This window comes from Streptomyces sp. iso_384, from assembly GCF_056172905.1.
Window position 1 is genome coordinate 3,619,978 of the sequence record NZ_JBWBTT010000001.1, and the last position, 25,325, is coordinate 3,645,302.

Below are 25,325 nucleotides of genomic sequence, written 5' to 3' on the forward strand. Positions count from 1 at the left end.
GGTGTGCCACTGACATGTTTCGGCAGGTGACGGGGGACAGAGGGGAGGTCTGGTGCCGGGTCCCGATCCGGCACGCCTTCATTCTCGAAGTGGTCATGGGGAGAAACCTCGGTGGAGAACACCTCGGTGCAGAACAAGGAAACCGTCCGGAGCTGTCCGTTCGACTACGCGCAGGAGTTGGAGTTCGACCCCCAGCTCAGGCAATTGCTGACCGAGGAGCCGGTGTCCCGCATCCGGATGGCGTACGGAGAGGGCGAGGCCTGGCTGGTCACCCGCTACGAGGACGTCCGCACGGTCACCACCGACCGGCGGTTCAGCCGCAGCGCCGTCCTCGGCCGTGACTTCCCCCGGATGACCCCGGAGCCGATCGTCCAGGCGGAGTCCATCAACCTCATGGACCCGCCCGCCAGCAGCCGGCTGCGCAGCCTGGTCGCCAAGAGCTTCACCCCCCGCCGTGTCGAGCAGATGCGCGGCGGGACCCAGCGGGTGGTGGACCGGCTGCTGGACGAGATGGCGGGCGAGGGCTCACCGGCCGACTTCGTCGCCCGGGTCTCCTCGCCGCTGCCGCTGATCACCATCTGCGAGGCGCTCGACATCCCCGAGGCCGACCGCCCCTGGCTCCGGGCCCACGCCATGACGATGATGAACGTCGGGGCCGCGGGCAAGCAGGACGCGGTCCGCGCCAAGGCGGAGCTGCGCGGCTACTTCCAGGAGCTGACCGCCGACCGGCGCCGCTCCCCGGGCGACGACCTCATCAGCACCCTGGCCACCGCCCGGGACGGCGCCGAACTGCTCGACGACGACGAACTGGCCGTCATGGCGATGGTCCTGCTCATCACCGGTCAGGACACCACGACCTACCAGCTCGGCAACATCGCCTTCACCCTGCTCACCCGCCCGGAACTCCTGCGGTCCCTCCAGGCCGAACCGCAGCGGCTGCCCCGCACCCTGGAGGAGCTGCTGCGCCACATCCCCTTCCGCAAGGGCGTCGGCATCCCGCGCATCGCCCTGGAGGACGTGGAGCTCGGCGGTGTCCTCATCAAGGCCGGTGACGTGGTGCACGTGTCCTATCTGACGGCCAACCGTGACGCCGCCAAGTTCGACCGCCCCGACGAGCTGGATCCCGACCGCCCGTCCATCCCCCATATGACGTTCGGCTGGGGCGCCCACCACTGCCTGGGCGCGCCGCTGGCCACCATGGAACTGGAAGTGGCCTTCTCCACGCTGCTCACCCGCTTCCCGGCCCTGCGTCTGGACGTGCCGTCCGAGGACATCCAGTGGAACACGACGTCCATCTGGCGTTACCCGCTCGCCCTGCCCGTCACATGGTGACGAGAGCCTCCGCACCAGAGAACGAGGAGAACCCATGGCGACCCTGTGCCGACCGGCCATCGCTGTGCCCGAGCACGTCATCACGATGCAGCAGACCCTGGACCTGGCCCGGGAGACCCACGCCGGGCACCCGCAGCGCGACCTCGTCCTGCGGCTCATCCAGAACACCGGCGTCCAGACCCGGCACCTCGTGCAGCCCATCGAGGAGACCCTGAAGCACCCCGGATTCGAGCTCCGTAACCGGGTGTACGAGGCCGAGGCCAAGAGGCGGGTACCCGAAGTCGTCCGGCAGGCCCTCGCCAACGCCGAGACCGACCCGTCCGAGATCGACCTGATCGTCTACGTGTCCTGCACGGGCTTCATGATGCCCTCGCTGACCGCGTGGCTCATCAACACGATGGGCTTCAGGGCCGAGACCCGCCAACTGCCCATCGCCCAGCTCGGCTGCGCGGCGGGCGGCGCGGCCATCAACCGCGCGCACGACTTCTGTCTGGCCTACCCCGAGGCCAACGTCCTCATCGTCTCCTGCGAGTTCTGCTCGCTGTGCTACCAGCCCACCGACATCGGCGTCGGCTCGCTGCTCTCCAACGGGCTCTTCGGGGACGCCCTCTCCGCGGCCGTCGTACGGGGGCAGGGCGGCAGCGGCATGCGGCTGGAGCGCAACGGCTCCCACCTGGTGCCCGACACCGAGGACTGGATCTCCTACGCGGTCCGCGACACCGGGTTCCACTTCCTGCTGGACAAGCGGGTCCCGGGCACCATGGAGATGCTCGCCCCGGTGCTCCAGGACCTGGTCGACCTGCACGGCTGGTCCGTCCCGGACATGGACTTCTTCATCGTCCACGCGGGCGGGCCGCGCATCCTGGACGACCTCTGCCACTTCCTGAAGCTGCCGCCCGAGATGTTCCGCTACAGCCGGGCCACGCTCACCGAACGCGGCAACATCGCCAGCTCCGTCGTCTTCGACGCGCTGGCGCGCCTCTTCGACGACGGCGGCCCCGCCGAGTCCGCGCAGGGGCTCATCGCCGGATTCGGACCCGGCATCACCGCCGAGGTCGCCGTCGGCAGTTGGGCGAACGACGACCTCCAGGCCGACGTCGACCATGACCTCGACGAGCTGGAGCTGGCCGCGGGCGTTGCGCTGTCCGGCTGAACCCGCTAAGGCGACCGGCGGACGGGGACGAAGGAACGGGTGTTCGCACTTCGCGGACGCACTCGCTCCGTGAACGGATCCCCACCCCGAGGAGAATGCATGCGCCTGCCCGCCCGCTGGGCCACGGCCGCTCTGCTGCTGGTCGCTCCGCTGATCGCCGCACCGACTCCGGCCTCGGCCGACACCGGACCGGAAGGGGTCCTGGTGGAGCAGTCCACCCGGGCCGTACCCGGGCAGTACATCGTCACCCTGGAGCCCGAACTCTCGCCGGAGACCGTCCTGCGGGAGTTCGGGCTCAGCCCGTTGTTCACGTACGGAAACGTCCTGCACGGCTTCGCCGCCACGCTCACCGCGACCGAGCTCGAAGCGGTACGGACCGTCCCCGGCGTCCTCGCCGTCGAGGAGAACGCCGTGGTGGCCGTGGAGGCGCCCAGGGCGGGAGGCCTCTTCCGGGCCCCCGCGGCCGGCTGGGGCACCGACCGCATCGACCAGCGCGCCCTGCCGCTGGACGACACCTTCACCACCACGGCCACCGGCAAGGGCGTCAAGGCGTACGTCGTCGACACCGGGATCGACGCCGCGCACAGCGAATTCGGCGGCCGGGTCGTGAACGGGTTCGACGCCGTCGGGGACGGCCGCGGCGGCATGGACTGCAACGGCCACGGCACGCACGTCGCGGGCACGGTCGGCGGCGCGGCCTCCGGCGTGGCCCAGGACGCCTCGCTGGTCAACGTACGTGTCCTGAACTGCGAGGGCCGGGGCACCTGGGCCGGCATCCTCGCCGGATTCGACTGGGTCGCCAAGGACGCCGCCCGCAGCGCGACCCCGGCCGTGCTGAACGCCTCGCTCGGCGGCGCCCGTTCCTCCGCGGTCGACGCGGCGGTCGAGTCCGTCGCCGACGCGGGCGTGCTGCCCGTCGTGGCCGCCGGCAACGACGACCGGGACGCCTGCGACGTGTCCCCGGCGGCCGCGGACGGCGTGGTCACGGTCGGCGCGAGCGACCGGCAGGACCGGGAGACCTCCTTCAGCAACTGGGGCTCCTGCCTTGAGCTGTACGCCCCCGGCGCCGACATCGTCTCCGCCCGCCTGGGCGGCGGCACCGTCTCGCTGAACGGCACCTCGATGGCCAGCCCGCACGTCGCGGGCATCGCCGCGCTCTACAAGCAGGAGAACCCCTCGGCCTCGCCCGCCGCCGTCGCCCGGTGGCTGACGGACACGGCCACCCCCGACGCGCTCTCCGGCCTCGGCCAGGGCTCGCCCGACCGGCTGCTGTACACCGGCGGCCTCTGACGATCCGTCGGGAGGTCCGCCCGGATCCCCGCAGCGGGGCCGGGGAGCGGTGACCGCGCGGCGGAATCCGCTCCCCGGCCCGGCCGTTCGGCTGTTGCCGAAACGGTGGACGGTCTCTCATTTCTCTGCAACTCTCTGACGGCACAACGCAAAACAGGCCGCAGCATACGCAGAAATCCATGTTCCCTGGCTGCGGTCACAGAGCCGCGCCCTCGGCGCGCCCTGCGCCGAGGCCGAAGATCGGGGAGCCATGAGAGCCCAACGCTGGAGATGGCGGGCGATATCCGCCTTGGTCACGACCAGTCTTCTGATGATCGGCTGGCCGTCGCTCACCGCCTCGGCGGCCGACGGTCCCAACCTCGCCGCGGGCCGGGCCGCGGCCGCGAGCAGCGCCCACGCGGAGTACGGCGCGTCCAACATCACCGACGGCAACCGGTCGACGTACTGGGAGAGCGCCGGGGGCGGACTGCCCCAGTGGGTCCAGGCCGACCTGGGCGCGGGCTCCCGCGTCGACGAGGTGAAGCTGACCCTTCCGGCGGGCTGGGAGACCCGCACCCAGACGCTGTCCCTCCAGGGCAGCGCGGACGGCACCAGCTTCGCGACCCTGAAGAACTCCGCGACGTACACCTTCGCCCCGGGCGCCGCGAACGAGGTCACCATCGCGTTCCCGGCGACCCTGACCCGGTTCGTCCGCGTCAACATCACCGCCAACACGGGCTGGTCGGCAGCCCAGCTCTCCGAACTGGAGGTCCGGGGCGCCGGTGATTCCTCGGCCGACCTCGCCGCCGGCAAGACCCTGACCGCCAGTAGCGGCAACGGCGCGCAGACCCCGGCCAACGCCAACGACGGCAACCGCGACAGCTACTGGGCGAGCCGCGCCGGCCAGTTCCCGCAGTGGATCCAGGCAGACCTGGGCGCGTCGCTCGGCGTGGACCGGGTGGTCCTGCGGCTGCCCGACGGCTGGGCGGCCCGCAGCCAGACCCTGAAGCTCCAGGGCAGCGCCAACGGCACGGACTTCACCGACCTCACCGCGTCCAAGGACCGCCGCTTCGACGCGGCGGGCGGACAGTCGGCGACGATCACCTTCGACGCCACGACGACACGCTATGTACGTGTTCTGATCACCGCCAACACCGGTGCGGAAGCCGCCCAGTTGGCCGAACTGGAGATCTACGGGCCGACCACCGGCGACACCGAGGCCCCGACCGCGCCGACGAACCTCGCCTTCACCGAGCCCGCCACCGGGCAGATCCGGCTGACCTGGAAGGCCTCGACGGACGACAAGGCCGTCACCGGCTACGACGTCTACGCCGACGGCACCCTCCTCACCAGCGTCGCGGGCGACGTCACCACGTACACCGACACCCGCCCGGCCGGGCAGGACGTCAGCTACTTCGTCCGCGCCAAGGACGCGGCGGGCAACGTGTCGGGCGACAGCAACACCGTCACCCGCGGCGGCGACACCGGCGACACCCAAGCCCCCACGGCCCCCTCCGCGCTGGCGTTCACCGCACCGTCGAGCGGCTCGGTCAAGCTGACCTGGCAGGCGTCCACCGACAACAAGGGCGTGACCGGCTACGACGTCTACGCCGACAACGTCCTGCGCGGCAGCGTCGCGGGCGATGTGCTGACGTACACCGACACCCAGTCGGCGTCCACCACGGTCAGCTACGTCGTGCGGGCCAAGGACGCGGCGGGCAACGTCTCCGGCGACAGCAACACCGTCACCCGCAACGGGCAGAGCGGCTCCGTGTCCAACCTCGCCGTGAACAAGCCGATCAGCGCCTCCTCCGTGGTCCACACCTTCGTCGCGGAGAACGCCAACGACAACAGCACCACCACCTACTGGGAGGGCGCGGGCGGCAGTTACCCGAACACCCTCACCGTGAAGCTCGGCTCCAACGCCGACACCGAGAACATCGTCGTCAAGCTCAACCCCGACAGCAGCTGGGGTCCGCGCACCCAGCGCATCGAGGTCCTCGGCCGCGAACAGAACTCCTCGTCCTTCACCTCCCTTTCCGCCGCGAAGGACTACGACTTCAGCCCCGCCTCCGGCAACACGGTGACCATCCCGGCCGCCGCCCGCGTCGCCGACGTCCAGGTGAAGTTCACCGCCAACAGCGGCTCCGGGGCCGGCCAGGTGGCGGAGTTCCAGGTGCTGGGCGCTCCGGCGGCCAACCCGGACCTCCAGGTCACCGGCATCACCGCCGAACCCGCCGCACCGGTCGAGACGGACGAGATCACCCTGACCGCGACCGTCCGCAACGCCGGAGCGCTCGCCGCCCCGGCGAGCGAGGTCGAGCTCCGCCTCGGCTCCACCAAGGTCGCCACGGCCGCCGTCGGAGCACTCGCGTCGGGCGCGTCCACCGAGGTCAGCGCCTCCATCGGGGACCGGAACGCGGGCAGTTACGAACTGAGCGCGGTCGCCGACCCGGCGGACGAGGTCATCGAGCAGAACGAGACCAACAACACCTACACCAGCGCCTCCCCACTGGTCGTGAAGCCGGTCTCCAGCTCCGACCTGGTCGCCGCCGCGGTCACCACCTCACCCTCGGCCGCCTCCGAGGGCGACACGGTCACCTTCTCCGTCGCGCTCAAGAACCAGGGCACGGTGGCCTCGGCGGGCGGCAGCCACGGCATCGCACTGACCCTCGTCGACAGCGAGGGCGCCACGGTGAAGACCCTCACCGGCGCCCACAACGGGGCCATCGCGGCGGGCGCCACCACCGCGCCGGTATCGCTGGGCACCTGGACCGCGGCCAACGGCTCGTACACCGTACGGACCGTGATCGCGGACGACGCCAACGAACTGCCGGTCAAGCGCGAGAACAACACCTCCACCCAGGCGCTCTTCGTCGGACGCGGCGCCAACATGCCGTACGACATGTACGAGGCGGAGGACGGCACGACCGGCGGCGGCGCCCAGGTCGTCGGCCCGAACCGGACCGTGGGCGACATCGCGGGCGAGGCCTCGGGCCGCAAGGCCGTCACGCTCAACAACACCGGAAACTATGTGGAGTTCACCACCAGGGCCTCGACCAACACCCTGGTCACCCGGTTCTCCATCCCCGACGCCCCGGGTGGCGACGGCATCGACTCCACGCTGAACGTCTATGTGGGCGGCGTCTTCCTCAAGGCGATCGACCTCACCTCCAAGTACGCCTGGCTGTACGGGAACGAGACCGCTCCCGGCAACTCCCCGGGATCCGGGGCGCCCCGTCACATCTATGACGAGGCGAACGTGATGCTGGGCAGGACCGTCCCGGCCGGGTCCACGATCCGTCTCCAGAAGGACAGCGCCAACACCTCCACGTACGCGATCGACTTCGTCAACCTGGAGCAGGTCGCACCGGTCGCCAACCCGGACCCCGCCACGTACACCGTGCCGGCCGGCTTCACCCACCAGGACGTGCAGAACGCCCTGGACAAGGTCCGCATGGACACCACCGGCACGCTGGTGGGCGTCTACCTCCCGGCGGGGGAGTACAGCACGGCGAGCAAGTTCCAGGTGTACGGCAAGGCCGTCCAGGTGGTCGGCGCCGGGCCCTGGTACACCCGCTTCAACGCCCCGGCCACCCAGGACAACACTGACATCGGCTTCCGGGCCGAGGCCAGTGCCAAGGGGTCGTCGTTCGCGAACTTCGCGTACTTCGGCAACTACACGTCCCGGATCGACGGGCCGGGCAAGGTGTTCGACTTCTCCAATGTGTCGGACATCGTGATCGACAACATCTGGAACGAGCACATGGTGTGCCTCTACTGGGGCGCCAACACCGACGACATCACCATCAAGAACTCCCGGATCCGCAACATGTTCGCCGACGGCGTCAACATGACCAACGGGTCCACCGACAACCTCGTGACCAACAACGAGGCGCGGGCCACCGGTGACGACAGCTTCGCGCTCTTCTCGGCGATCGACGCCGGGGGAGCGGACATGAAGAACAACGTCTACGAGAACCTGACCTCGATCCTCACCTGGCGCGCGGCCGGTGTCGCCGTCTACGGCGGCTACGACAACACCTTCCGCAACATCCATATCGCCGACACCCTGGTGTACTCCGGGATCACCGTCAGCTCGCTGGACTTCGGCTACCCGATGAACGGCTTCGGGACCGAACCGACGACGCTGGAGAACATCTCGATCGTGCGCGCGGGCGGTCATTTCTGGGGCACGCAGACCTTCCCCGGCATCTGGCTGTTCTCGGCGTCCAAGGTGTTCCAGGGCATTCGCATCAACAACGTCGACATCGTCGATCCCACCTACAGCGGGATCATGTTCCAGACGAACTACGTCGGCGGACAGCCGCAGTTCCCGATCAAGGACACCGTGCTCACCGACGTCTCGATCTCCGGGGCCCGCAAGAGCGGTGACGCCTTCGACGCCAAGTCCGGCTTCGGGCTGTGGGCCAACGAGATGCCGGAGGCCGGGCAGGGGCCCGCCGTCGGCGAGGTCACCTTCAACGGTCTTAAGCTCAGCGACAACGCGCAGGACATCAAGAACACCACACCCGGCTTCACGATCAATATCAACCCGTAGTCCGGAGGGTGTCCACGTGACCGCGAACGAGTGATCGCAAGGGGGTGCTTCCCGATGGCTGGGAAGTGCCCCTTATGCGTGCAATCCTTGCGTCGATAAGTCAAATCTTTGCGCTTCTTGCGCTAACCTTGCGGCATGACGCGACGACTTGCTCAGGTTGCCAAGAAGGTTGGGGTCAGCGAGGCCACGGTGAGCCGGGTGCTCAACGGCAAGCCCGGGGTGTCGCGGACCACCCGGCAGTCCGTGCTGACGGCCCTGGACGTCCTCGGCTACGAGCGGCCCACCCAGCTGCGGGGCGAGCGCGCCCGGCTCGTCGGTCTCGTCCTGCCCGAACTGCAGAACCCGATCTTCCCCGCCTTCGCCGAGGTGATCGGCGGCGCCCTCGCCCAGCAGGGCCTCACCCCCGTGCTGTGCACCCAGACCAAGGGCGGCGTCTCCGAAGCGGACTACGTGGACCTCCTGCTCCAGCAGCAGGTCTCCGGGGTGGTCTTCGCCGGCGGTCTGTTCGCCCAGGCCGACGAGGCCCATGAGCACTACCACCGGCTCGCCGAGCGCCGCATCCCCGTCGTCCTGATCAACGCCCCCATAGAAGGACTGGACTTCCCCTGTGTCTCCTGCGACGACGCGGTCGCGATCGAACGTGCCTGGCGCCACCTCGCCTCCCTCGGCCACGAGCGCATCGGCGTGGTCATGGGCCCCTCCGACCATGTGCCCTCCCGCCGCAAGCTCGCCGCGGCCCGGTCCGTCGCCTCGGCCACCGGCGGGGAGCTGGCCGAGGCGCATGTCGAGCGTTCGATGTTCTCCCTGGAGGGCGGCCAGGCGGCGGCTTCCCGGCTGCTGGAGCGGGGCGTCACCGGCATCATCTGCGCCAGCGACCCCCTGGCGCTCGGCGCCGTACGGGCGGCCCGCAGGCGCGGCCTCGGGGTGCCGTCCGACATCTCGGTCGTCGGCTACGACGACTCGGCGTTCATGAACTGCACCGAACCCCCGCTCACCACGATCCGCCAGCCCATCGAGGCCATGGGCCGGGCCGCCGTCGAACTGCTCTGCGCGGGCATCCAGGGCGGCTCGGTCCCGCCCGACGAGCTGCTCTTCGAGCCGGAGCTGGTGGTCCGGGGCTCCACCGCGAAGGCGCCCCGCTGAAACGACGCGGATCGCGGCACCGCCAAGGCTGCGGCACAGTGGGCACATGGACGACCTCAACGCACTCGCCGAGGAACACCTGACCGCGGCCCGCGCCTCGGCGCACGGCCGCAGTGCCCACCTGCTGCTCCAGCAGCCCCCCTTGCGGCAGACGGTGATCGCTCTCACCGAGGGCACGGCGCTCGACGAGCACAACGCGCCGCCCGCCGCCTCGCTCCTCGTGCTGCGCGGCAGCGTCCGCCTCACCGCAGCGTCCGGCGACGCCGAACTGCCCGCCGGAACCCTGCACCCGATCCCGCAGGAACGGCACGGGCTGCTGGCACTCCAGGACGCCGTGGTCCTGCTCACGGCCGTCAACGACTGACCCTCCGGAGCGCGGGAGGCTCCCCGGCGGGGGAGGTGGTGTGCTTCGGCCGCGACGTGGCAGGAGAGGATCGAGCGGAGTCGGCGGGTCCGGGAACGGACCGGCCACGCCGCCCACAGCGTCCGCCCACGTCCCCGGAGTGCCAGCTTGCCCACCCAGACCGCGTCCGCCGTGGAAGGCGCCGTCCCCACCGCCGGACGCGCCGCACCGTCCCGCCGCTGGCCCACCGCCCTGCGCCGCACCCCGGTCTCGCTGTGGAACGACGACGTCACCGACTGGGCCGCGGCCCTGACGTACTACGCCATCCTCGCCCTGCTCCCGGCGCTCCTGGTCACCGTGTCCGTGATCGGCCTGGCCAACCCGGACGCGACCAGCGCCCTGATCGCCGACATCACCGCCTTCGCCCCGGCCGAGTCCGGCGAGGCGCTGCGCCGTCCGCTGGAGGCGGCGACCGAGCAGCGCACCGCCGTCTGGGTGCTCGTGGCGACCGGCAGCGTGAGCGCCGTGTGGTCCGCGTGCAGCTATCTGGCGGTGTTCCGGCGGGCGATGCACGCGATGCACCAGGTGCGGGACACCCGCCCGGCGCTGCGCAAGGCCCACATCATCGTCGTCTCGGCGATCGGTCTGCTCGTCCTGCTGATGACCAGCGCCCTCGCGCTGGTCCTGACCGGCCCGCTGGCCCGGTGGCTCGGCCGCCGCATCGGCCTGCCGCACGGGGGCGAGACCCTGTGGGCGGTCCTGAAGTGGCCGGTGCTGCTCTGCCTCGTCGCCTGTCTGATCCTGGTGCTCTTCCGCACCGGCCCGCGCCCCGCGCGCGGCACCCGCAGGGGCCTGCCCGGCGGGGTCCTGGCCGCCTTCCTGTGGCTGGCCTCCTCGGCGGGATTCGCGCTGTACGCGACCCGGATCGGCAGCTACAGCAGGCTGTACGGATCGCTCGCCGGGCTCGTCGTCTTCCTCATCTGGGTCTGGTTCGCCAACCTCTCGCTGCTGGCCGGCGCCCAGTTCAACGTCGAGCTGGAGCGGCGAGAGGCGGAGCCGGAAGAGGAACCCGGCGCCACCGCGGACGAGCCCGCCACGGTGGTCCCGGACGCTTCGGAGGGGCCGCCGGTCGCGGCCGGCTCGGACGGGTCCGTCAAGGCCGGCTCGGACGGGTCCGTCACGGCCGCAGAACGATCCTGACCGGGTCGCCCTCCTTGGTCTCCACCCGCCGCACCGCCGCCGCCACGTCCTCCAGCGGCAGCACATCGGTGATCGACCGGGAGAAGTCCAGCCGACCGCCCTCGGCGAGCCGGACGAGCTGCGGCACATGGTGGCCCTCCGAGCCGTAGTGGCCCAGGACCCGGTGCTGGAGGTAGCTGAACAGCGTGCCGTCGGGCACGGTCAGCGGCTGGTCGGTCAGCCCCACCAGCACCAGCCGCCCCTTCGGTGCCAGCGCGGTCAGCGCCTGCTCGCGGACCGGAGGCACCCCGGCGAAGTCGAACGCCGCCGCCAGGCCCGCGCCGCCCGTCGCCCCGAGCACCTTCTCGCGGAACTGCGGATCGGCCGGGTCCAGCGCCAGATCGGCCCCGAACTCCAGGGCCCGCCGCCGGGCCGCCGGGGCGGGGTCCACCGCGACGACCGGATGCGCGCCCACCGCCCGCAGCAGCTGCACGGCGTGCGCGCCGAGACCGCCCACCCCCCAGACGCCCACGGCCTCCGCCGCCCGTACGTCACCGGTGGCGGTCACCGCCGCCCACGGCGTCGAGACCGCGTCCGGGATGATCGCCGCCTGCTCGAAGGGCAGCGAGTCGGGCAGGGCGACGAGCGTGGACGCGGTGGCGAGGGCGTACTCGGCCCAGCCGCCGTCGTAGTCGACGCCCCGGGTGTACGTCCGGCCCCGGCGCTCCTCACCGGCCTGGAGGACCACGCGGTCGCCGACGGTCCAGCCCTCGACACCGGGCCCGGTCTCCGCCACGGTCCCGGCCACCTCATGGCCCAGGGTGACCGCGTCCCCCTCCGGATACATCGGGCTCAGGGTGCCGTCGATGAGATGCACATCGGAGAGACACACCCCCGCGGCCCCGACCTTCACCAGCACCTCGCCGGGGCCGGGCGCCGGCCTGTCCACCTCCTCCACGGTGAGGGTGCGGCTGGGGAGGTGGAGACGCGCGGCGCGCATGCGTTCCATGACGGGTCCTTACGGTTCGGATCGGCGGCCTATCGCAAGTCGCCTTGCTTTGAAACGTAAGCCCGGCCTGCCCGTAAAGCAAGTAGACCTGCGATACGGTTCACGGGTGACCACCGAGAAGAGCCCCGCGCCGCTGCGCCGCCGGGGCGAACGCATGCGACAGGCCGTACTGGCGGCGACCGTCGACCTGCTCACGTCGGAAGGGCTCACCGGCACCACGGTCGCGGCGGTCGCCCGGGCGGCGGGGGTGCACGAGACCTCCGTGTACCGGCGGTGGAGGACCCGTGAGAACCTGCTGCTCGACGCCCTCGGCTCGCACGCCGACGACGCGCTGCCCGCGCCCGACACGGGGGACGTGCGCCAGGACCTGACCCAGCTGATGTCGGCGGTCTCGGACTATCTCGCCTCGCCGCAGGGCGCGGCCCTGCTCCACCTCGGCGCGTCGCCCGACGCGGGGCCCGTCGAGTCGGAGCGCCTGCCGTACTGGGACGCCCGGCTGGAGCGCGGCGAGGACATCGTGCGGCGCGGGGTCGAGCGCGGCGAGCTGGCCCCGGACACCGACCCCCGGCTGGTGGCGGAGACCCTGGCCGGGCCGCTGTTCGCGCGGGTCCTGCTGACCGGGGCGCCACTGGACCAGGGGCTCGCGCGCCGGATCGTGGACCTGACGCTGGACGGCGCGCGCCCCCGTAACGGGTGACAGGCCGACGGGTGACGCGCCACCGGGTGAAGCGCTGCGGCCGGGTCAGCCCTTGTCGCGGTATCCGGCGACGATCGGCATCGTCTCGCGCAGCGCCCGTACACCGTCGTTGTCCGCGTCTCCCAGCCGGTTGCCCCTCCAGGTCTGCGTCGCACTGGAGAACCGGCTGATCCGCCGGCAGTGGTCCCCGCAAGCGGAGCGGTACGCCATGATCGTGTAGCGCTTGCCGTCCTCGGTGATCCAGCCGGTGTTGTACGGGCGGTTCCGGCTCACGCTCATCGAGCCGTCCGCCTTGCCCGCCAGCGTCGTACGGTCGTGGGCGAGGCCCAGATTGTGGCCGATCTCGTGGCTCGCCGAATCCAGATCGATCCCGTCGACGTCGACGACCGCGTAGGCGAACTCGTCCGTCGAGGCGTCGAGCGCCGGTGTGTAGTCCGCCGTGCCGCCGCCTCGCTGCGGCCGGTCCACGACGAGCGTGACCAGGTCCGCGCCGTACCGCGCGCGCTGTTCGTGCACCTGGCGTCCGAACCCCGCCGTGTGGTCCTTGAGGGTGGCGTGCGCGGTACGGAACTCCTCCGAGCCCTCGTAGTCGGTCGCCGTGTACGGGCGGACGACCCGGATGATGCCGCAGAGCCCGCCCGCCGCCAGGGACCGGTTCATCCGCGTCGCGATCCGCTGGGCCGAGGCGGGCACCCGGTGCTCGCCGCCGATCCGCTTCGCGGCCTTCGGTGTGTAGAGGGCCAGCACATCGACCACCGGACACTGCGCCGCCCTGGCCGCTCCTGCCGCCGCACGTGCCGTGACCCCGGCCATGGCCGGCGTGTCCGCCGAGGCCGCACAGAGCGACGCGCCGACGCCGACGGCCAGTGCTGCCTTCAAGAAGGTCGCGCGCATGGGGAGTTGACTCCGTCCGGAGGGGGCCGGCCCAGGGCGCTGCCCGATGACTGAGGGTGCCTCATTTCTAACATTCGGTGACGTGGGCCGCCCGTCGTGGCGGAAACCGGTCGACGGCCGTTCGTTCCCTGGCCAGAGGGGTGTGGGGGCGAAGAGGTGGGCAGGTACACGTGTACGAACTCGCAGGAATGGAACGGCAGTCGGCGGCAGAGGGGCGTGCGTGACGTGACGGAACAGGGCGAATGGCGGTTCTCCGACGACCGGGGGCAGCAGTCGACGGCACCCCGGCCGCCGGTGCGGGTGCTGGCCTATGTTCAGGCCGGGGCCACCCTGTGGGACCTCGGGATCCGGCCGGTGGGCATATTCGGCTCCGACCACGACGGACCGGACCCCGACACGGCGAAGGCCGGGACCCTGCCGCTGGACGAGGTCGAGTACGTCGGTGCGGGGGCCGCTCTCGACGTCGAGCGGCTGCTGAGCACCGGACCGGAGCTCGTGGTGGCCGTCAGCTACGGCGGCGGTCATGTCTACGGGCTGGCCCCCGAGGCGGCCAAGCCGCTGGAGGAGCGGGTGCCGGTGGTCGTCCTCGACGTCAGCCAGGCCCGTACGTTCCGTGAGATCGGCGACCGGTTCGCCGCGCTGGCCCGCTCGCTGGGCGCGACGCAACGGCCGGGCGCGGACCGGGAGCCGGCCGCCGCCCGGGAGCGGCTGCGCTCCGTCGTCGCCGCCACGTCCGGCGACGCGCCCCGGGTGCTCGCGCTCTCCCCGGCCGGCCCGGACCAGGCGCATGTCGCACGCCCCAGGATGTGGCCCGAGCTGCGCGTGCTCGCCGAACTGGGCGTCCAGGTCGTGGAGCCGGCCGATGGCCCTGGGGCCAACTGGTCCACGCTGAGCCGCTCCGACACCTTCGCGCTGCGTCCCGAGGTGATCCTGACCGACATCCGCGCCCACGCCGCCCCGCTGGAGGAGCTGCGGGGGAGCGAGGGGGTGCCGACGCCCGTCGTTCCGTGGAACCCCGAGCCCCTCTACGGGCCCCGCGACCACGCCCGGTTCCTGGTCCTGGTCGCGGACGCCCTGGAGGCGGCGCGGGCGAGCTGAGTCCCCGGTTCTACGGGGCCGGGACGAGGCCGTCGGCGACCAGTCCGGCGAGCACCGCCTCGCCCAGCGCCTGGACGGCGGAGGCCGGACGGACCATCACGGTGAACTCCTTGATGCGTCCGTCCTCGGCCAGGTGCAGGAGGTCGATGCCGTGGATCTCCTTGCCGCCGACCGTCGCCCGGAAGAGCAGGACCGCCGACGGGGCCTCGGACCCGTCGGCGCTCGTCTGCGAGGCGCCCGCGAACTCGCCGACGTAACGGAAGTCCTCGAAGGTGCGCAGCAGGACGCCGAACAGTCCCAGCACCTCCGGCAGGCCCTCGAACGGGGTGAACTTCACCGGGCTGTAGAGCCGGATGTCCTCGGTGAACAGATCGTCCAGAGCGCCGAGGTCGCGGTTGTCCACGGCGGCACGGAAACGGTCCACTGCGGTGGTCATAGATCCTCCTCGATGAGGCGCGCCCTTGCCGGGGCGCGTTCCATAGTCATGAAACTGACTAGTCACTTTCATGACTATCATGAGGTTCGGTGTTCCGGACAGGGGTGGACGTGGGCGGGGATCGCCCGGACACGGTGGAGAGGGAGGCGGTCCGATGGCGTTGCGCCACGCGGTGCTGGCGGCGCTGCTCGACGAGGAGCTGAGCGGCTATCAGGTCACGAAGGCGTTCGCGGCGGGCGTCGCGAACTTCTGGCACGCGCTGCCGCAGCAGGTCTACGCGGAGCTGGCCAGGCTGGAGAAGGAGGACCTGGTCGCGGGGCGCGAGGTCGTCCAGGAGGCGCGTCCCAACAAGCGGCTTTTCCGCGTCACCGGTGAGGGGCTGGCCGAACTGGAGAGCTTCGCGTCCGCCGCCGCCAAGCCCGCGTTCCTGCGGGAGGATCTGCTGGTCCAGGTGCAGGCGGCCGACCATCTCGACGCCGACGTGCTGATCGAGCGGCTCACCGAGCGCTACGCGTTCGCCGAGGCCAAGGCCGCGCTGTTCGAGGAGCAGTTGCGCAGGATGCGCGGCGGCCTGGACGAGGCGGAGTTCCTGCTCCGCGGTGCACGCGTCGGCCCGTATCTCACCTGCCGCCGGGGGCGGGACTTCGAACGCGCCAACCGTGACTGGTGCCGGGATGTGATGCGGGTCCTCCGGGCGCGGCGGGAGGTTCCCGCCGACTCCTGACCGCCACCGCCCAAGTTTCCCAAAAATATTCTGCAAAAATACTTTGGGAAAGCGCTCCTTCCGCCTTACGCTGCGGTCATGGACAGTGAAGACGGTCGTCGCGTACTCGATCCGGCACAGGACGGGGCCGCCCTCAAGGCCCTCACCCACCCCCTGCGCCTCACGTTGCTCGGGCTGCTGCGGCAGCACGGCCCGGCCACCGCCAGCGAGCTCGCGGTCAGGACGGGGGAGTCCTCGGCCTCCACCAGCTACCACCTGCGGGTGCTCGCCAAGTACGCGTTCGTCGTCGAGGCCGACCACCGCGACAGCAGGGAACGGCGCTGGAAGTCCGTGCACGACATGACCTCGTGGAGCAACGAGGCGATGCGCCGCAGCCCCGGCGGCAGCACGCTCCTCAGCGTCCTGCACCGCCGTCAGATCGAGCACCTCCAGCGGTCGCTGGACCGCCACGAGGCGGACCTGGAGAGCGGCCGGCTGGGCCGGGAATGGCAGGAGCCGTCGGGCGTCAACGATTTCATGCCCCGGCTGACCCCCGAATCGCTCGCCGAGCTGTGGGAGGTGCTCCAGGCGAAGACGGACGAGCTGACCGCCCGCGATGCCGAAGACCCCCGCGCCGAGCAGGTCGTGCTGTTCACCGCCGGACTCCCGCTGGCCCCGGACCCGGTGACCGGTCAGGGCAGCGCGGACACCCCTGCCGAACCCGGGCCGACGGACGCCGCGGGCCCGGACGCCGCCGCTGCCGGAGACGCCTCATGACCGGCGGGCCCGCCGCCGACACCGGTCACGGCCTGGACAGCGCGACCGCGCGCCGCCGGTTCGTCACGGTCTCCTTCCTCTTCTGGCTCCCCATCGGCATGTCCATCGCGACGGGAGTCCTTCTCTTCACGGAACGGGGCATGGGTCTCGCCGCCGTCGCCGCCTGCTACGCCGTCCACTCCCTCACGGCCGCCGCGATGGAACTGCCCACCGGCGGACTGTCCGACGTCATCGGCCGGCGCCCCGTCCTGGCCGTCGCCGGGCTGCTCAACCTCACCGCCTTCACCCTCATCGGCCTCGGCGCGGCGGCCTGGGCCATCGTTCTCGGCATGGGGCTGATGGGTCTCGCCCGCGCCCTGTCCAGCGGGCCCGCCGAGGCCTGGTACGTCGACACCGTCCACGCCCACGCGGGCCCCGACGTCGAGCTGCGTACGGGCCTGGCGCGCGGCAGCTCCGCCACCTCGGCCGCCCTCGCGCTCGGCACCCTGCTCGGCGGCGGGCTGCCCTGGCTGCTCGGCCTCGCCCCCGGCACGGGGGAGTGGCTGGCCGACACGACCGGTGGCCTGGTCATCCCGCTCTCCGTGCCCGCCCTGCTCGGCGCGCTGATCGAGGTCGTCTTCGTGCTCTACGTGCTGGGCGCCCTGCCCGAACCTCCCCGGCCCCGGACCACGCTGCGCCGGGTCGTGGGAGGCGTGCCCGCAGCCATCGCCGCCGGTCTCCGGCTCGGCGCCCGGGACGCCCTGATCCGGCGCGTTCTGCTGACCGCGAGCGCCGCCGGGGCCGCGTTCGCCGCCGTGGAACTGCTCACCCCGGGCCGGGCCGCCGCCCTCATGGGGACGGCCGAATCCGGGGCCCTGGTCTTCGCCGGGCTCGCCTGCGCCGGATTCCTGTGCTCCGCCCTCGGCAGCCAACTCGCTCCGCTCGTCGCACGGTTGACCGGCGGCAGTGAGCGCGCGGTGCTCGCGAGCCTCGGGCTGGTGTCGCTGGGGCTGGCCCTGCTCGGCCTCACCGCGCACTCGATGAGCCCGCCGGCCACCGCGGTCGCCGTCACCGGATACGCGCTGGTGTACCTGGGCCTCGGTGCCGCGGGCCCCAACGAGAACGATCTGCTGCACCGCCGGGTCGACGCCTCGGGCCGCGCCACCGCCCTCTCCGTCCAGTCGCTCTCCCTGCAACTGGTCGCCGCCGGCGCCGGACTGGCCGCCGGCACCCTGCCCACGGGCCCGCTGCCCTGGCTGCTGGCCGCCGCTGTCGTACTGGCCGGAGCCCTGCTCTGGGTCCGCCGCGCCGCGCCCGCGAAGCCGCTCCCGGGCGCCGCGGCCGGGCGGGCGGATGTCGGAGCCGTCATGACGGGCGATGCGCCCTGAGGACCGGGCGGGCGGCTGGGTGAGCAGATCGACGCGCGTCCACGGCACACGGTCCACACCGTCGAGCGGGCGACGTTCTTTGCGGAAATCGCACAACGCGGGCAGAGTGCGGACAGGAGTGATGACTTCGACCGCACGGGCATGGCGGTTCTTCGGGGAGCGACCGTCCCTGAACCTCGGAGCGCAGTCGCCCCGAACACCACCGCGCACAACGGCACCCCAGGAGATCCCCTCCATGCTCGACCGACTTGATTCGCTGGTCATCGGCGAATGCGTCGCCGACATCGTCCGGCTGCCTGGCGAGGCCGACCGGGTACACCCCGGCGGCAGCCCCGCGAACGTCGCGTACGGACTGGCCCGCCTGGGCCACGACACCACCCTGCTCACCCAGTTGGGGCAGGACGGCTACGGGCGGCTCGTCCGGGACCATCTCACCGCCGCCGGTGTCGAGGTCCGTACCGACGACGCCACCGGCCCCACCCCGTCGGCGGCAGTCGCCCTGGACGACCAGGGGCGCGCCACGTACACCTTCGAAGTCGACTGGACCCTGGGCCCGGTGGCGCTCGACCGGGCGCCGTTCCACGTACACACCGGCTCGATCGCGGCCGTCGTCGAGCCCGGGGCCGCGACGGTCCTGGCTGCCGTGGAGTCGCTGCGGGCCGGCGCCACCGTCAGCTACGACCCCAATGTGCGGCCCGAGTTGATGGGCGAGCACGCCTCGGCCGTGGCCCGCGTCGAGCGTTGCGTCGCGCTCAGCGACGTGGTGAAGGCCAGCGACGAGGATCTGCGGTGGCTGCACCCGGACGAGGAGGCGGAGCGGGTCGCCGAGCGATGGCTCGCCGCCGGTCCCGCGCTCGTCCTCGTCACCCGGGGCGGGGCGGGTGCGTTCGCCCTGTTCGACGGCGGCCGGGCCGCCGTCGAAGCGCTGCCCGTCACCGTCGCCGACACCGTGGGCGCGGGCGACGCGTTCATGTCCGGGACGCTCCACGCGCTGGCCGCGCACCATCTCCTCGGCCCGGACGCGCGCGAGCGGCTGCGCGCCGTGGACCGGGACACCGTGGCCGACGTCCTGCGTCACGCGGTGGCCTCCGCCGCCGTGACCGTCTCGCGGGCCGGGGCCAACCCGCCCGGCCCGGACGAGCTCCGGGAAGCCCTGGCGCACAACTGACGCCTCGTCATGACCCGTTCGGCGCAGTCGAACGCACCCTCGTGAGGCGTTCCGCCGTTCGTCAACCCGATGCAGCACGACAACGGGATCGGGGCAACGGGTGGCGAGGAGACGGACGGCCGACAGCGGTACGGAGCCGGGGACGCGGGCGGGCGTCTTAGCGGCCGGGACGCGCACGGCGGTGCTGGAGGGCGTGGCGGGCTGGGTACCGGGGGAACCGGTCGGCAACGACCGGCTGCCCGCCGACTGGGACGTGGACGACGCCTGGGTCCGCCGCCGCACCGGCATCGGCAGCCGGCACCGCGTCGGCGAGGGCGTCGCCACCGGGGACCTCGCCTACGAGGCGGCCGCCCGGCTGCTGGCGCGCGCCCCGGCGGCGGGCGGGGTGGACGCGGTGGTCCTCGCCACCGCCACCCCCGACCACCTCTGTCCGGGCACCGCCCCCGCGCTCGCGGCCCGGCTCGGGCTCGGCACCGTACCGGCCCTCGACCTCGCCGCCGTGTGCAGCGGCTTCGTCTACGGACTGGCCGTCTGCCACGGGCTGGTCACCTCGGGCCTCTACGGGCGGGTCCTGCTGGTCGGCGCCGACGTCTACTCGGCCTGGCTCGACCCGGCCGACCGCTCGGCGGGCGTCGTCTTCGGCGACGGGGCGGGCGCCGCCCTGGTGGCGGCCGGGCGCTCCGGCGACCCCGGGGAACTGCTCGCGTTCGACCTGGGCAGCGACGGCACCGGCTACGAGCTGATCACCGTCCCCGGCGGCGGGGCCCGCGCACGCGCGAGCGGAAAGCCGCCGGGCCCGGGCGACGGGTTCTTCCGGATGCAGGGCGGCACCGTCTACCAGCACGCCGTCGAGCGGATGACCGGCTCCTGCCGGACACTTCTGGACCGGGTCGGCTGGGACCCGGCCGAGGTCGACCGCTTCGTGCCGCACCAGGCCAACGCCCGGATCCTGCGGGCCGTCGCCGACCGGGTCGGGATCGCGCCGCAGCGCTGCGTCACCCATCTGGAGCGGGTCGGCAACACCGGCGCCGCCTCCATCCCGCTGGCCCTGGCCGACGCGGCGGACGGGGGCCTCCTCCGCGCCGGCGACCGGGTGCTGCTCACCGCCTTCGGGGGCGGACTGACCTGGGGTTCGGCGGCGCTTCGCTGGCCGGGGACCCCACAGACCATTTCCACGGAAACTACGGAAGGAACACAGCATGTCGCTCCCCGCTGATCAGGGCACCGAGGCCGCTACCGGCACCGCCATCGCGGTGACGGGGGTCGGTCTGGTGACACCCGCAGGGGCGGACGAGCACAGCTTCTGGGAGGGGCTGTGCTCCGGGCACTCCACCGCCCGGCGGTGCGAGGAGCTGGCCGGTCTGCCGGTCGACTTCGCCTGTCCGGTGGACGGCATCGACCTGGACGCGGCGGTGGGCGGCCGCTCGGTGTGGCGGATGGCCCGGTTCGTGAAGCTGGCCCTGGTGGCAGCCCGGCAGGCCGTCGCCGACGCCGGCCTCGACCCGGCACGGTGGGACGGCGGCCGGGTCGGTGTGGTGCTCGGCGTGGGCGTCGGTGGTGTTTCCGTGCTCGTCGACAACGCGGCCAGGCTGGCGGCCTCGGGCCCCGACGCGGTCTCCCCGCTGCTGGTCCCGATGATGATCCCCAACGCGGCGGCGGGCGAGGTCGCCATCGCGCTCAAGGCGGGCGGCCCGAGCCTCGCCCCCGCCACCGCCTGCGCCTCCGGGGCCACCGCCGTCGCCGTCGCCCGCGATCTGCTGCTCGGCGGCAGCTGCGACGTGGTGGTGGCGGGCGGCGCGGAATCGGTGCTGACCCCGCTGGTGGTCACCGCCTTCGCCCGGATGGGCGCGCTGTCCACCCGCACCGGCGACCCGGCGGCCGCGTCCCGCCCGTTCGCCGCCGACCGCGACGGCTTCGTCATCGGTGAGGGCGCGGCCATGCTCGTCCTGGAGCGCGAGGCCGGGGCCCGTGCCCGGGGCGGCCGTCCACGCGCCCTGCTCACCGGGGCCGGTTCCAGCACGGACGCCCACCACCCCACCGCCCCGGCTCCCGACGGTCACGGCGCCCAGCGGGCGGTCCAGGCGGCGCTCGACCAGGCGGGCTGGACGCCGCGCGATGTCGACCACATCAACGCCCACGGCACCTCCACACCCCTCAACGACGCCATGGAGACCACTCTCATCTCCCGGCTCTTCCCGCACCGGCCGCCGGTGACCGCGCCCAAGGGCGTCGTCGGGCACACCCTGGCGGCGGCGGGCGCGATCGAGGCGGTGGCGACCGTCCTGACGCTGGAACGTTCCGCAATTCCGCCGATCGCCAACCTGGACGCGCTCCCCGACGCCTTCCCGCTCGACTGCGTGACCAAGGAGCCCCGTCACCAGCGGGTCGAGCGGGCGCTGAGCCACTCCTTCGGCTTCGGCGGCCACAACGTCGCCCTCGCCTTCCAACGCGCTTGATAAACGAGGGCATTTCGGGACGGCGGGGGGTGTCCTCGCCGTTCCTTGATCGTTACTGTGTTGTGACCGTCATGATGAACGACGCGGCCCCGCCGTCCACGAACGAACTGCTCACCGCAGTGCTCTTCGGACCGAACTTCCGTCAGGAACACGGTTTCTGGCGGCGGCTGCTCACAACAGAACCGTTTCGCCGCCCCGGTGGCGGCACCCCCGACGAACGACTCGCCCTCTCCTACCACCGGATGCGCATCCTCAACAACGCGCTCGACAGCGGCGCGAGACTGGCGGCCGACCCCCGGGCGCTGGCCGCCCTGCACGAATGGCTCGGCCCGGTCGACCCGGCGCTGACCACCGTGGCGGGCATCCACTACAACCTCTTCCTCGGCAGCCTCCTCGACCACGACGCGGACACCCTGCGCGACTTGTCGGACTTCCTCGCCCTGCGGCGCGTCGGCACCTTCCTCTGTACGGAGGTGGCGCACGGCAACGACGCGGCGGCCGTCGAGACGACCGCGACGTACGACCCCGCACGCGACGGCTTCGTCCTGCACACCCCGCATGCCGGGGCGCAGAAGTTCATGCCCAACACCAGTCCCGCCGGAGGCCCCAAGTCCGGTGTGGTGGCCGCCCGGTTGCTCGCCGAGGGCGCCGACCGCGGGGTCTTCCTCTTCCTCACCCCGCTCACCGACGCCCATCGCGCCCTGCCCGGCGTGCGGGTGCGGCGGCTGCCCGCCCGGATGGGCTCCCCGGTCGACCACTGTCTGACCTCCTTCGACCACTGCTTCGTCCCGCGCGGCGCGATGCTCGCCGGACAGCAGGGGCGGATCGGCGACGACGGACGTTTCCACAGCGAAATCCCCAACCGCAGAAGGCGGTTCCTCACCTCCATCGGCCGGGTCACCCCCGGCAAGCTCTCCATGAGCGCCTGCGCGGTCGGCTCGGCCCGGGTCACCCTGGCCATCGCCGTTCGCTACGCCGGTCACCGGATGATCTCCGGATCGCGCGCCGCGCAACAGGTGCCGGTGTACGCGCACCGCACCCATCACGGGCCGCTGGCCGGGGCGATGGCCACCGTCTACGCGATGAGTCTGCTGCACCGCAGGGCCCTGGACCGCTGGGAGTCGGCCCCGGAGGCCGACCGGGACGAGGCGGAGCGCCTGGTGGCCGTCGCCAAGGGGTGGATCACCTGGCAGGCGCGCGGCGTCATCGTCGAATGCCGTGAACGGTGCGGCGCCCAGGGGCTCCTGGAGAACAACGGCATGACCGAACTGTTCACCGGCATCGAGGGCGCGATCACCGCCGAGGGCGACAACCTCGCCGTGCACGCCAAGGCCGCCGCCGAGATGCTGTTCAGTGCCACCGCCGGGGAGGCGGACGCCGACGGCGGCCCCGGCGAGTTCGACGACCCGGCCCTCCTCGGCCGGCTCGTCGCGGCCCTGGAGAACCTCTGGTTCGCCCGTGCCCGGGAGCGGATGAGCGCCGCCCCGCCCGGCGACCCGCTCGGCCGCTGGAACGCCGCCTCCCCGGCCGCGCTGCGCGGCGTCGAGGCGTACGCCTACCGGCAGGCGGACGAAGCGTACGCCGAGGCCGTCGCCGCGCTGCCCGAGGGTGAGGCGCGCGAGCGGCTGACCGAGCTGCGCAGGCTCTTCGCACTCCAGTGGATCGCCCGCAACAGCGGCGACCTGCTCGCCTCCGGACGGCTGACCGCCGATCAGGTCACCTTTCTGCCCGACCTGGTGGAGCGGGCGATCGCCGCCGTGGCCGCGCACACCCCCGCCCTGGTCGGGTCCTTCGCCCTTCCCGAGCGCCTGATGTCGGACTGGCCGATCGCCGGACCCGGTTACGCGGACGTCTACGACGACCCCGAGGGGCCCTGGCACCGGGGCCGCAGGGCGGGAATCCGGGGCCGCGCGGCGGAATTCAAGCGGCCCAACTGCGGCAGCAGGAGGCGCCCACTGCGCGAGAAGGTGGCCGCGCTCGGCACCCGCGGGGTCCTACTGGCGTACTGGGGAACCACCTCGATGCTCTCCCGATGGTTCGAGAAGCCGCAGGTGAGCGTAGACGAATCGGTTCGCCCCAAGGCGTAACCGGAAGATAGTCATCCAGTTACTTCGGACGGTGGGTCGCTGCGTTCAGCTATCCGCCGTACGGGAAAACCCGAGCCGGCCAGATGCCGATGGAACGCCGATGAGAGGAATCGCCATGAAGACCATCCACCCCAAGATCACCGAGGTACTCACCGGGACGTTCAAGGTGCCCGCCGCCGAGATCCTGCCGGAGTCCACGATGGACAGCCTGGAGATGGACTCGCTCGCGGTCGCCGAGTTCGCCGTCATCATCAAGGAGACGCTGGGCGTCGACGCGGACTCGGAGAAGCTGTACAAGGACGCCACGCTGGCCGACATCTCCGCGTACATCGACGCGGCCGTCGGCAGCGCGGCGGCCGATGCCACGGTGCCGGTGAGCAACACCCGATGAAGCGACCCGCCATCGCCGTCACGGGGCTGGGCATGATCACCCCGGTCGGCCACACCACCGACACCACCTGGGACGGAGTCTGCGCCGGGGAGTCGCCCGCCCGCACCGTCCCCGAACTGCACGGCTGCGCCGTCGACTTCGCCTGCACGGTCTCCGGCATCGACCTCGACGACGCGGTCGGCGGCCGGACCGCGTTCCGGATGGGCCGGTACGTCAAGTTCGCCGTCCTGGCCGCCAGGGAGGCGGTCGCCGACGCCGGGCTCGACCCCGAGCGGTGGGACGGCGCCCGGGTCGCCGTCGTGGTCGGCACCAGCAGCGGAGGATCCGCCGGACTCACCGAACAGGCCGTCGCCCTGGAGCGACGCGGCCCCGAGGCCACCTCGCCCTCGGGCATCCTGCTGACCATCCCGAACATGCCCGCGGCCGAGATCGCCATCCGGATGAAGGCCACCGGACCCAGCCTCGCCCCGTGCACGGCCTGCTCGTCCGGGGTGACCGCCCTGTCCGTGGCCCGGGACATGCTGACGCTGGGCCACTGCGACATCGCCATCGCCGGGGCCACCGAGTCCATCGTGTTCCCGGTCGCGATGACCGGCTTCGCCCGCTCCGGCGCGGCGGCACCGCGGGACGGCGACCCCGCCCGCCTCTGCCGGCCCTTCGCCGCGGACCGGGCCGGGATCGTCATGGGCGAGGGCGCGGCCGTCATGGTCCTGGAGCGGGCCGAGGACGCCCGGGCCAGAGGCGCCTCCCCCCGGGCCCTGATCGCGGGTACCGGCGCCACCACCGACGCCCACCACCCCACCAGCCCCCACCCCTCCGGGGACGTGGCGCGGGCGGCCGTCGACGGCGCGCTGCGCGACGCGGGCTGGCGGCCAGAGGACGTCGACCACGTCAACGCGCACGGGACGTCGACCCCCCTCAACGACGCCACCGAAGCCGCCCTCATCGGCCGGGCCTATCCGCACCGGCCGCCCGTCACCGCCCCCAAGGGCGTACTGGGCCACTGCATGGGCGCGGCCGGCGCCATCGAGGCGGGCCTGACGATCCTCACGCTCCAGCACGGGATGATCCCGCCGATCGCGAACCTGGACGCCCCCGCGCCCGGGTTCGACATCGACTGCGTCACCAAGGCCCCGCGCGAGGTGCCGGTACGGCGGGCCGTCAGCCACTCCTTCGGCTTCGGCGGCCAGAACGCGGTGATCGCCCTCCAGGCTCCGTAACGACGCAGTCCGCCCGGGCCGGTGCGGCAGGCCGATCCCGCG

The 25,325-nt window shown here is 72.3% G+C and carries 20 protein-coding genes and 1 pseudogene; 18 read left to right on the plus strand and 3 right to left on the minus strand.

Features of this window, described 5'->3' with window-relative positions:
* Positions 1–111: 111 nt before the first annotated feature.
* From AC0VY3_RS16160 to AC0VY3_RS16190, 7 genes and pseudogenes are all read left to right on the plus strand, one after another.
* Positions 112–1,332 (plus strand): cytochrome P450, encoded by a 1,221-nt coding sequence (locus AC0VY3_RS16160; RefSeq protein WP_475549863.1) that lies wholly within the window; start codon positions 112–114, stop codon positions 1,330–1,332.
* 22 nt (positions 1,333–1,354) lie between these two features.
* Positions 1,355–2,485: pseudogene (locus AC0VY3_RS16165) on the plus strand (type III polyketide synthase); the annotation flags it as partial.
* Positions 2,486–2,584: 99 nt separating this feature from the next.
* Positions 2,585–3,775 carry a S8 family peptidase gene (locus tag AC0VY3_RS16170; protein ID WP_103510386.1) on the plus strand — a complete coding sequence of 397 codons (1,191 nt, stop codon included), beginning with the start codon at positions 2,585–2,587 and terminating at the stop codon, positions 3,773–3,775.
* Positions 3,776–4,025: 250 nt separating this feature from the next.
* Entirely contained in the window at positions 4,026–8,315 is a 4,290-nt protein-coding gene (locus AC0VY3_RS16175) for a discoidin domain-containing protein (RefSeq protein WP_475549864.1), read from the plus strand.
* Positions 8,316–8,450: 135 nt separating this feature from the next.
* The gene (locus tag AC0VY3_RS16180; protein ID WP_103510384.1) at positions 8,451–9,458 is read left to right on the plus strand and encodes a LacI family DNA-binding transcriptional regulator; all 1,008 of its coding nucleotides are present in this window, start codon (positions 8,451–8,453) and stop codon (positions 9,456–9,458) included.
* A gap of 46 nt (positions 9,459–9,504) precedes the next feature.
* On the plus strand, positions 9,505–9,822 hold the full coding sequence (locus AC0VY3_RS16185; protein ID WP_030082419.1) for a cupin domain-containing protein: 318 nt from the start codon (positions 9,505–9,507) through the stop codon (positions 9,820–9,822).
* Positions 9,823–9,969: 147 nt separating this feature from the next.
* On the plus strand, positions 9,970–11,001 hold the full coding sequence (locus AC0VY3_RS16190; RefSeq protein WP_258047249.1) for a YihY/virulence factor BrkB family protein: 1,032 nt from the start codon (positions 9,970–9,972) through the stop codon (positions 10,999–11,001).
* On the opposite strand, the gene AC0VY3_RS16195 is transcribed toward AC0VY3_RS16190, so the two are convergent.
* The gene (locus AC0VY3_RS16195; RefSeq protein WP_103510383.1) at positions 10,979–11,989 is read right to left on the minus strand and encodes a zinc-binding dehydrogenase; all 1,011 of its coding nucleotides are present in this window, start codon (positions 11,987–11,989) and stop codon (positions 10,979–10,981) included. The genes AC0VY3_RS16190 and AC0VY3_RS16195 overlap by 23 nt on opposite strands.
* A gap of 106 nt (positions 11,990–12,095) precedes the next feature.
* On the opposite strand from AC0VY3_RS16195, the gene AC0VY3_RS16200 reads away from it, so the two are divergent.
* The gene (locus AC0VY3_RS16200; protein WP_103510382.1) at positions 12,096–12,686 is read left to right on the plus strand and encodes a TetR-like C-terminal domain-containing protein; all 591 of its coding nucleotides are present in this window, start codon (positions 12,096–12,098) and stop codon (positions 12,684–12,686) included.
* A 45-nt stretch (positions 12,687–12,731) separates the two neighbouring features.
* On the opposite strand, the gene AC0VY3_RS16205 is transcribed toward AC0VY3_RS16200, so the two are convergent.
* Positions 12,732–13,580 carry a M12 family metallo-peptidase gene (locus tag AC0VY3_RS16205; protein WP_475549865.1) on the minus strand — a complete coding sequence of 283 codons (849 nt, stop codon included), beginning with the start codon at positions 13,578–13,580 and terminating at the stop codon, positions 12,732–12,734.
* A 225-nt stretch (positions 13,581–13,805) separates the two neighbouring features.
* On the opposite strand from AC0VY3_RS16205, the gene AC0VY3_RS16210 reads away from it, so the two are divergent.
* The gene (locus AC0VY3_RS16210; protein WP_475549866.1) at positions 13,806–14,678 is read left to right on the plus strand and encodes a substrate-binding domain-containing protein; all 873 of its coding nucleotides are present in this window, start codon (positions 13,806–13,808) and stop codon (positions 14,676–14,678) included.
* Positions 14,679–14,688: 10 nt separating this feature from the next.
* On the opposite strand, the gene AC0VY3_RS16215 is transcribed toward AC0VY3_RS16210, so the two are convergent.
* Positions 14,689–15,114, minus strand: coding sequence for a nuclear transport factor 2 family protein (locus tag AC0VY3_RS16215; protein ID WP_103510379.1), 426 nt, complete (start codon positions 15,112–15,114; stop codon positions 14,689–14,691).
* Between the two features lie 154 nt (positions 15,115–15,268).
* Between AC0VY3_RS16215 and AC0VY3_RS16220 the strand changes: the two genes are divergently transcribed.
* From AC0VY3_RS16220 to AC0VY3_RS16260, 9 genes are all read left to right on the plus strand, one after another.
* Positions 15,269–15,838, plus strand: a complete 570-nt coding sequence (locus AC0VY3_RS16220; protein WP_103510378.1) for a PadR family transcriptional regulator — start codon at positions 15,269–15,271, stop codon at positions 15,836–15,838.
* A 78-nt stretch (positions 15,839–15,916) separates the two neighbouring features.
* Positions 15,917–16,594: a helix-turn-helix domain-containing protein gene (locus tag AC0VY3_RS16225; protein ID WP_475549867.1), complete on the plus strand. Its 678-nt coding sequence runs from the start codon at positions 15,917–15,919 to the stop codon at positions 16,592–16,594.
* Entirely contained in the window at positions 16,591–17,961 is a 1,371-nt protein-coding gene (locus AC0VY3_RS16230; protein WP_475549868.1) for an MFS transporter, read from the plus strand. The genes AC0VY3_RS16225 and AC0VY3_RS16230 overlap by 4 nt, the downstream gene beginning before the upstream one ends.
* A 235-nt stretch (positions 17,962–18,196) precedes the next feature.
* Entirely contained in the window at positions 18,197–19,129 is a 933-nt protein-coding gene (locus AC0VY3_RS16235) for a carbohydrate kinase family protein (protein ID WP_103510375.1), read from the plus strand.
* Between the two features lie 100 nt (positions 19,130–19,229).
* The gene (locus tag AC0VY3_RS16240) at positions 19,230–20,345 is read left to right on the plus strand and encodes a beta-ketoacyl-ACP synthase 3 (protein ID WP_475549869.1); all 1,116 of its coding nucleotides are present in this window, start codon (positions 19,230–19,232) and stop codon (positions 20,343–20,345) included.
* Positions 20,329–21,585: a beta-ketoacyl-[acyl-carrier-protein] synthase family protein gene (locus AC0VY3_RS16245; RefSeq protein ID WP_103510373.1), complete on the plus strand. Its 1,257-nt coding sequence runs from the start codon at positions 20,329–20,331 to the stop codon at positions 21,583–21,585. The genes AC0VY3_RS16240 and AC0VY3_RS16245 overlap by 17 nt, the downstream gene beginning before the upstream one ends.
* A 74-nt stretch (positions 21,586–21,659) precedes the next feature.
* The gene (locus AC0VY3_RS16250; protein WP_475551687.1) at positions 21,660–23,672 is read left to right on the plus strand and encodes an acyl-CoA dehydrogenase family protein; all 2,013 of its coding nucleotides are present in this window, start codon (positions 21,660–21,662) and stop codon (positions 23,670–23,672) included.
* Between the two features lie 115 nt (positions 23,673–23,787).
* Positions 23,788–24,063, plus strand: a complete 276-nt coding sequence (locus AC0VY3_RS16255; protein WP_030082444.1) for an acyl carrier protein — start codon at positions 23,788–23,790, stop codon at positions 24,061–24,063.
* The gene (locus tag AC0VY3_RS16260; RefSeq protein ID WP_242740763.1) at positions 24,060–25,283 is read left to right on the plus strand and encodes a beta-ketoacyl-[acyl-carrier-protein] synthase family protein; all 1,224 of its coding nucleotides are present in this window, start codon (positions 24,060–24,062) and stop codon (positions 25,281–25,283) included. Before AC0VY3_RS16255 ends, AC0VY3_RS16260 begins: the two co-directional genes overlap by 4 nt.
* Positions 25,284–25,325: the final 42 nt, after the last annotated feature.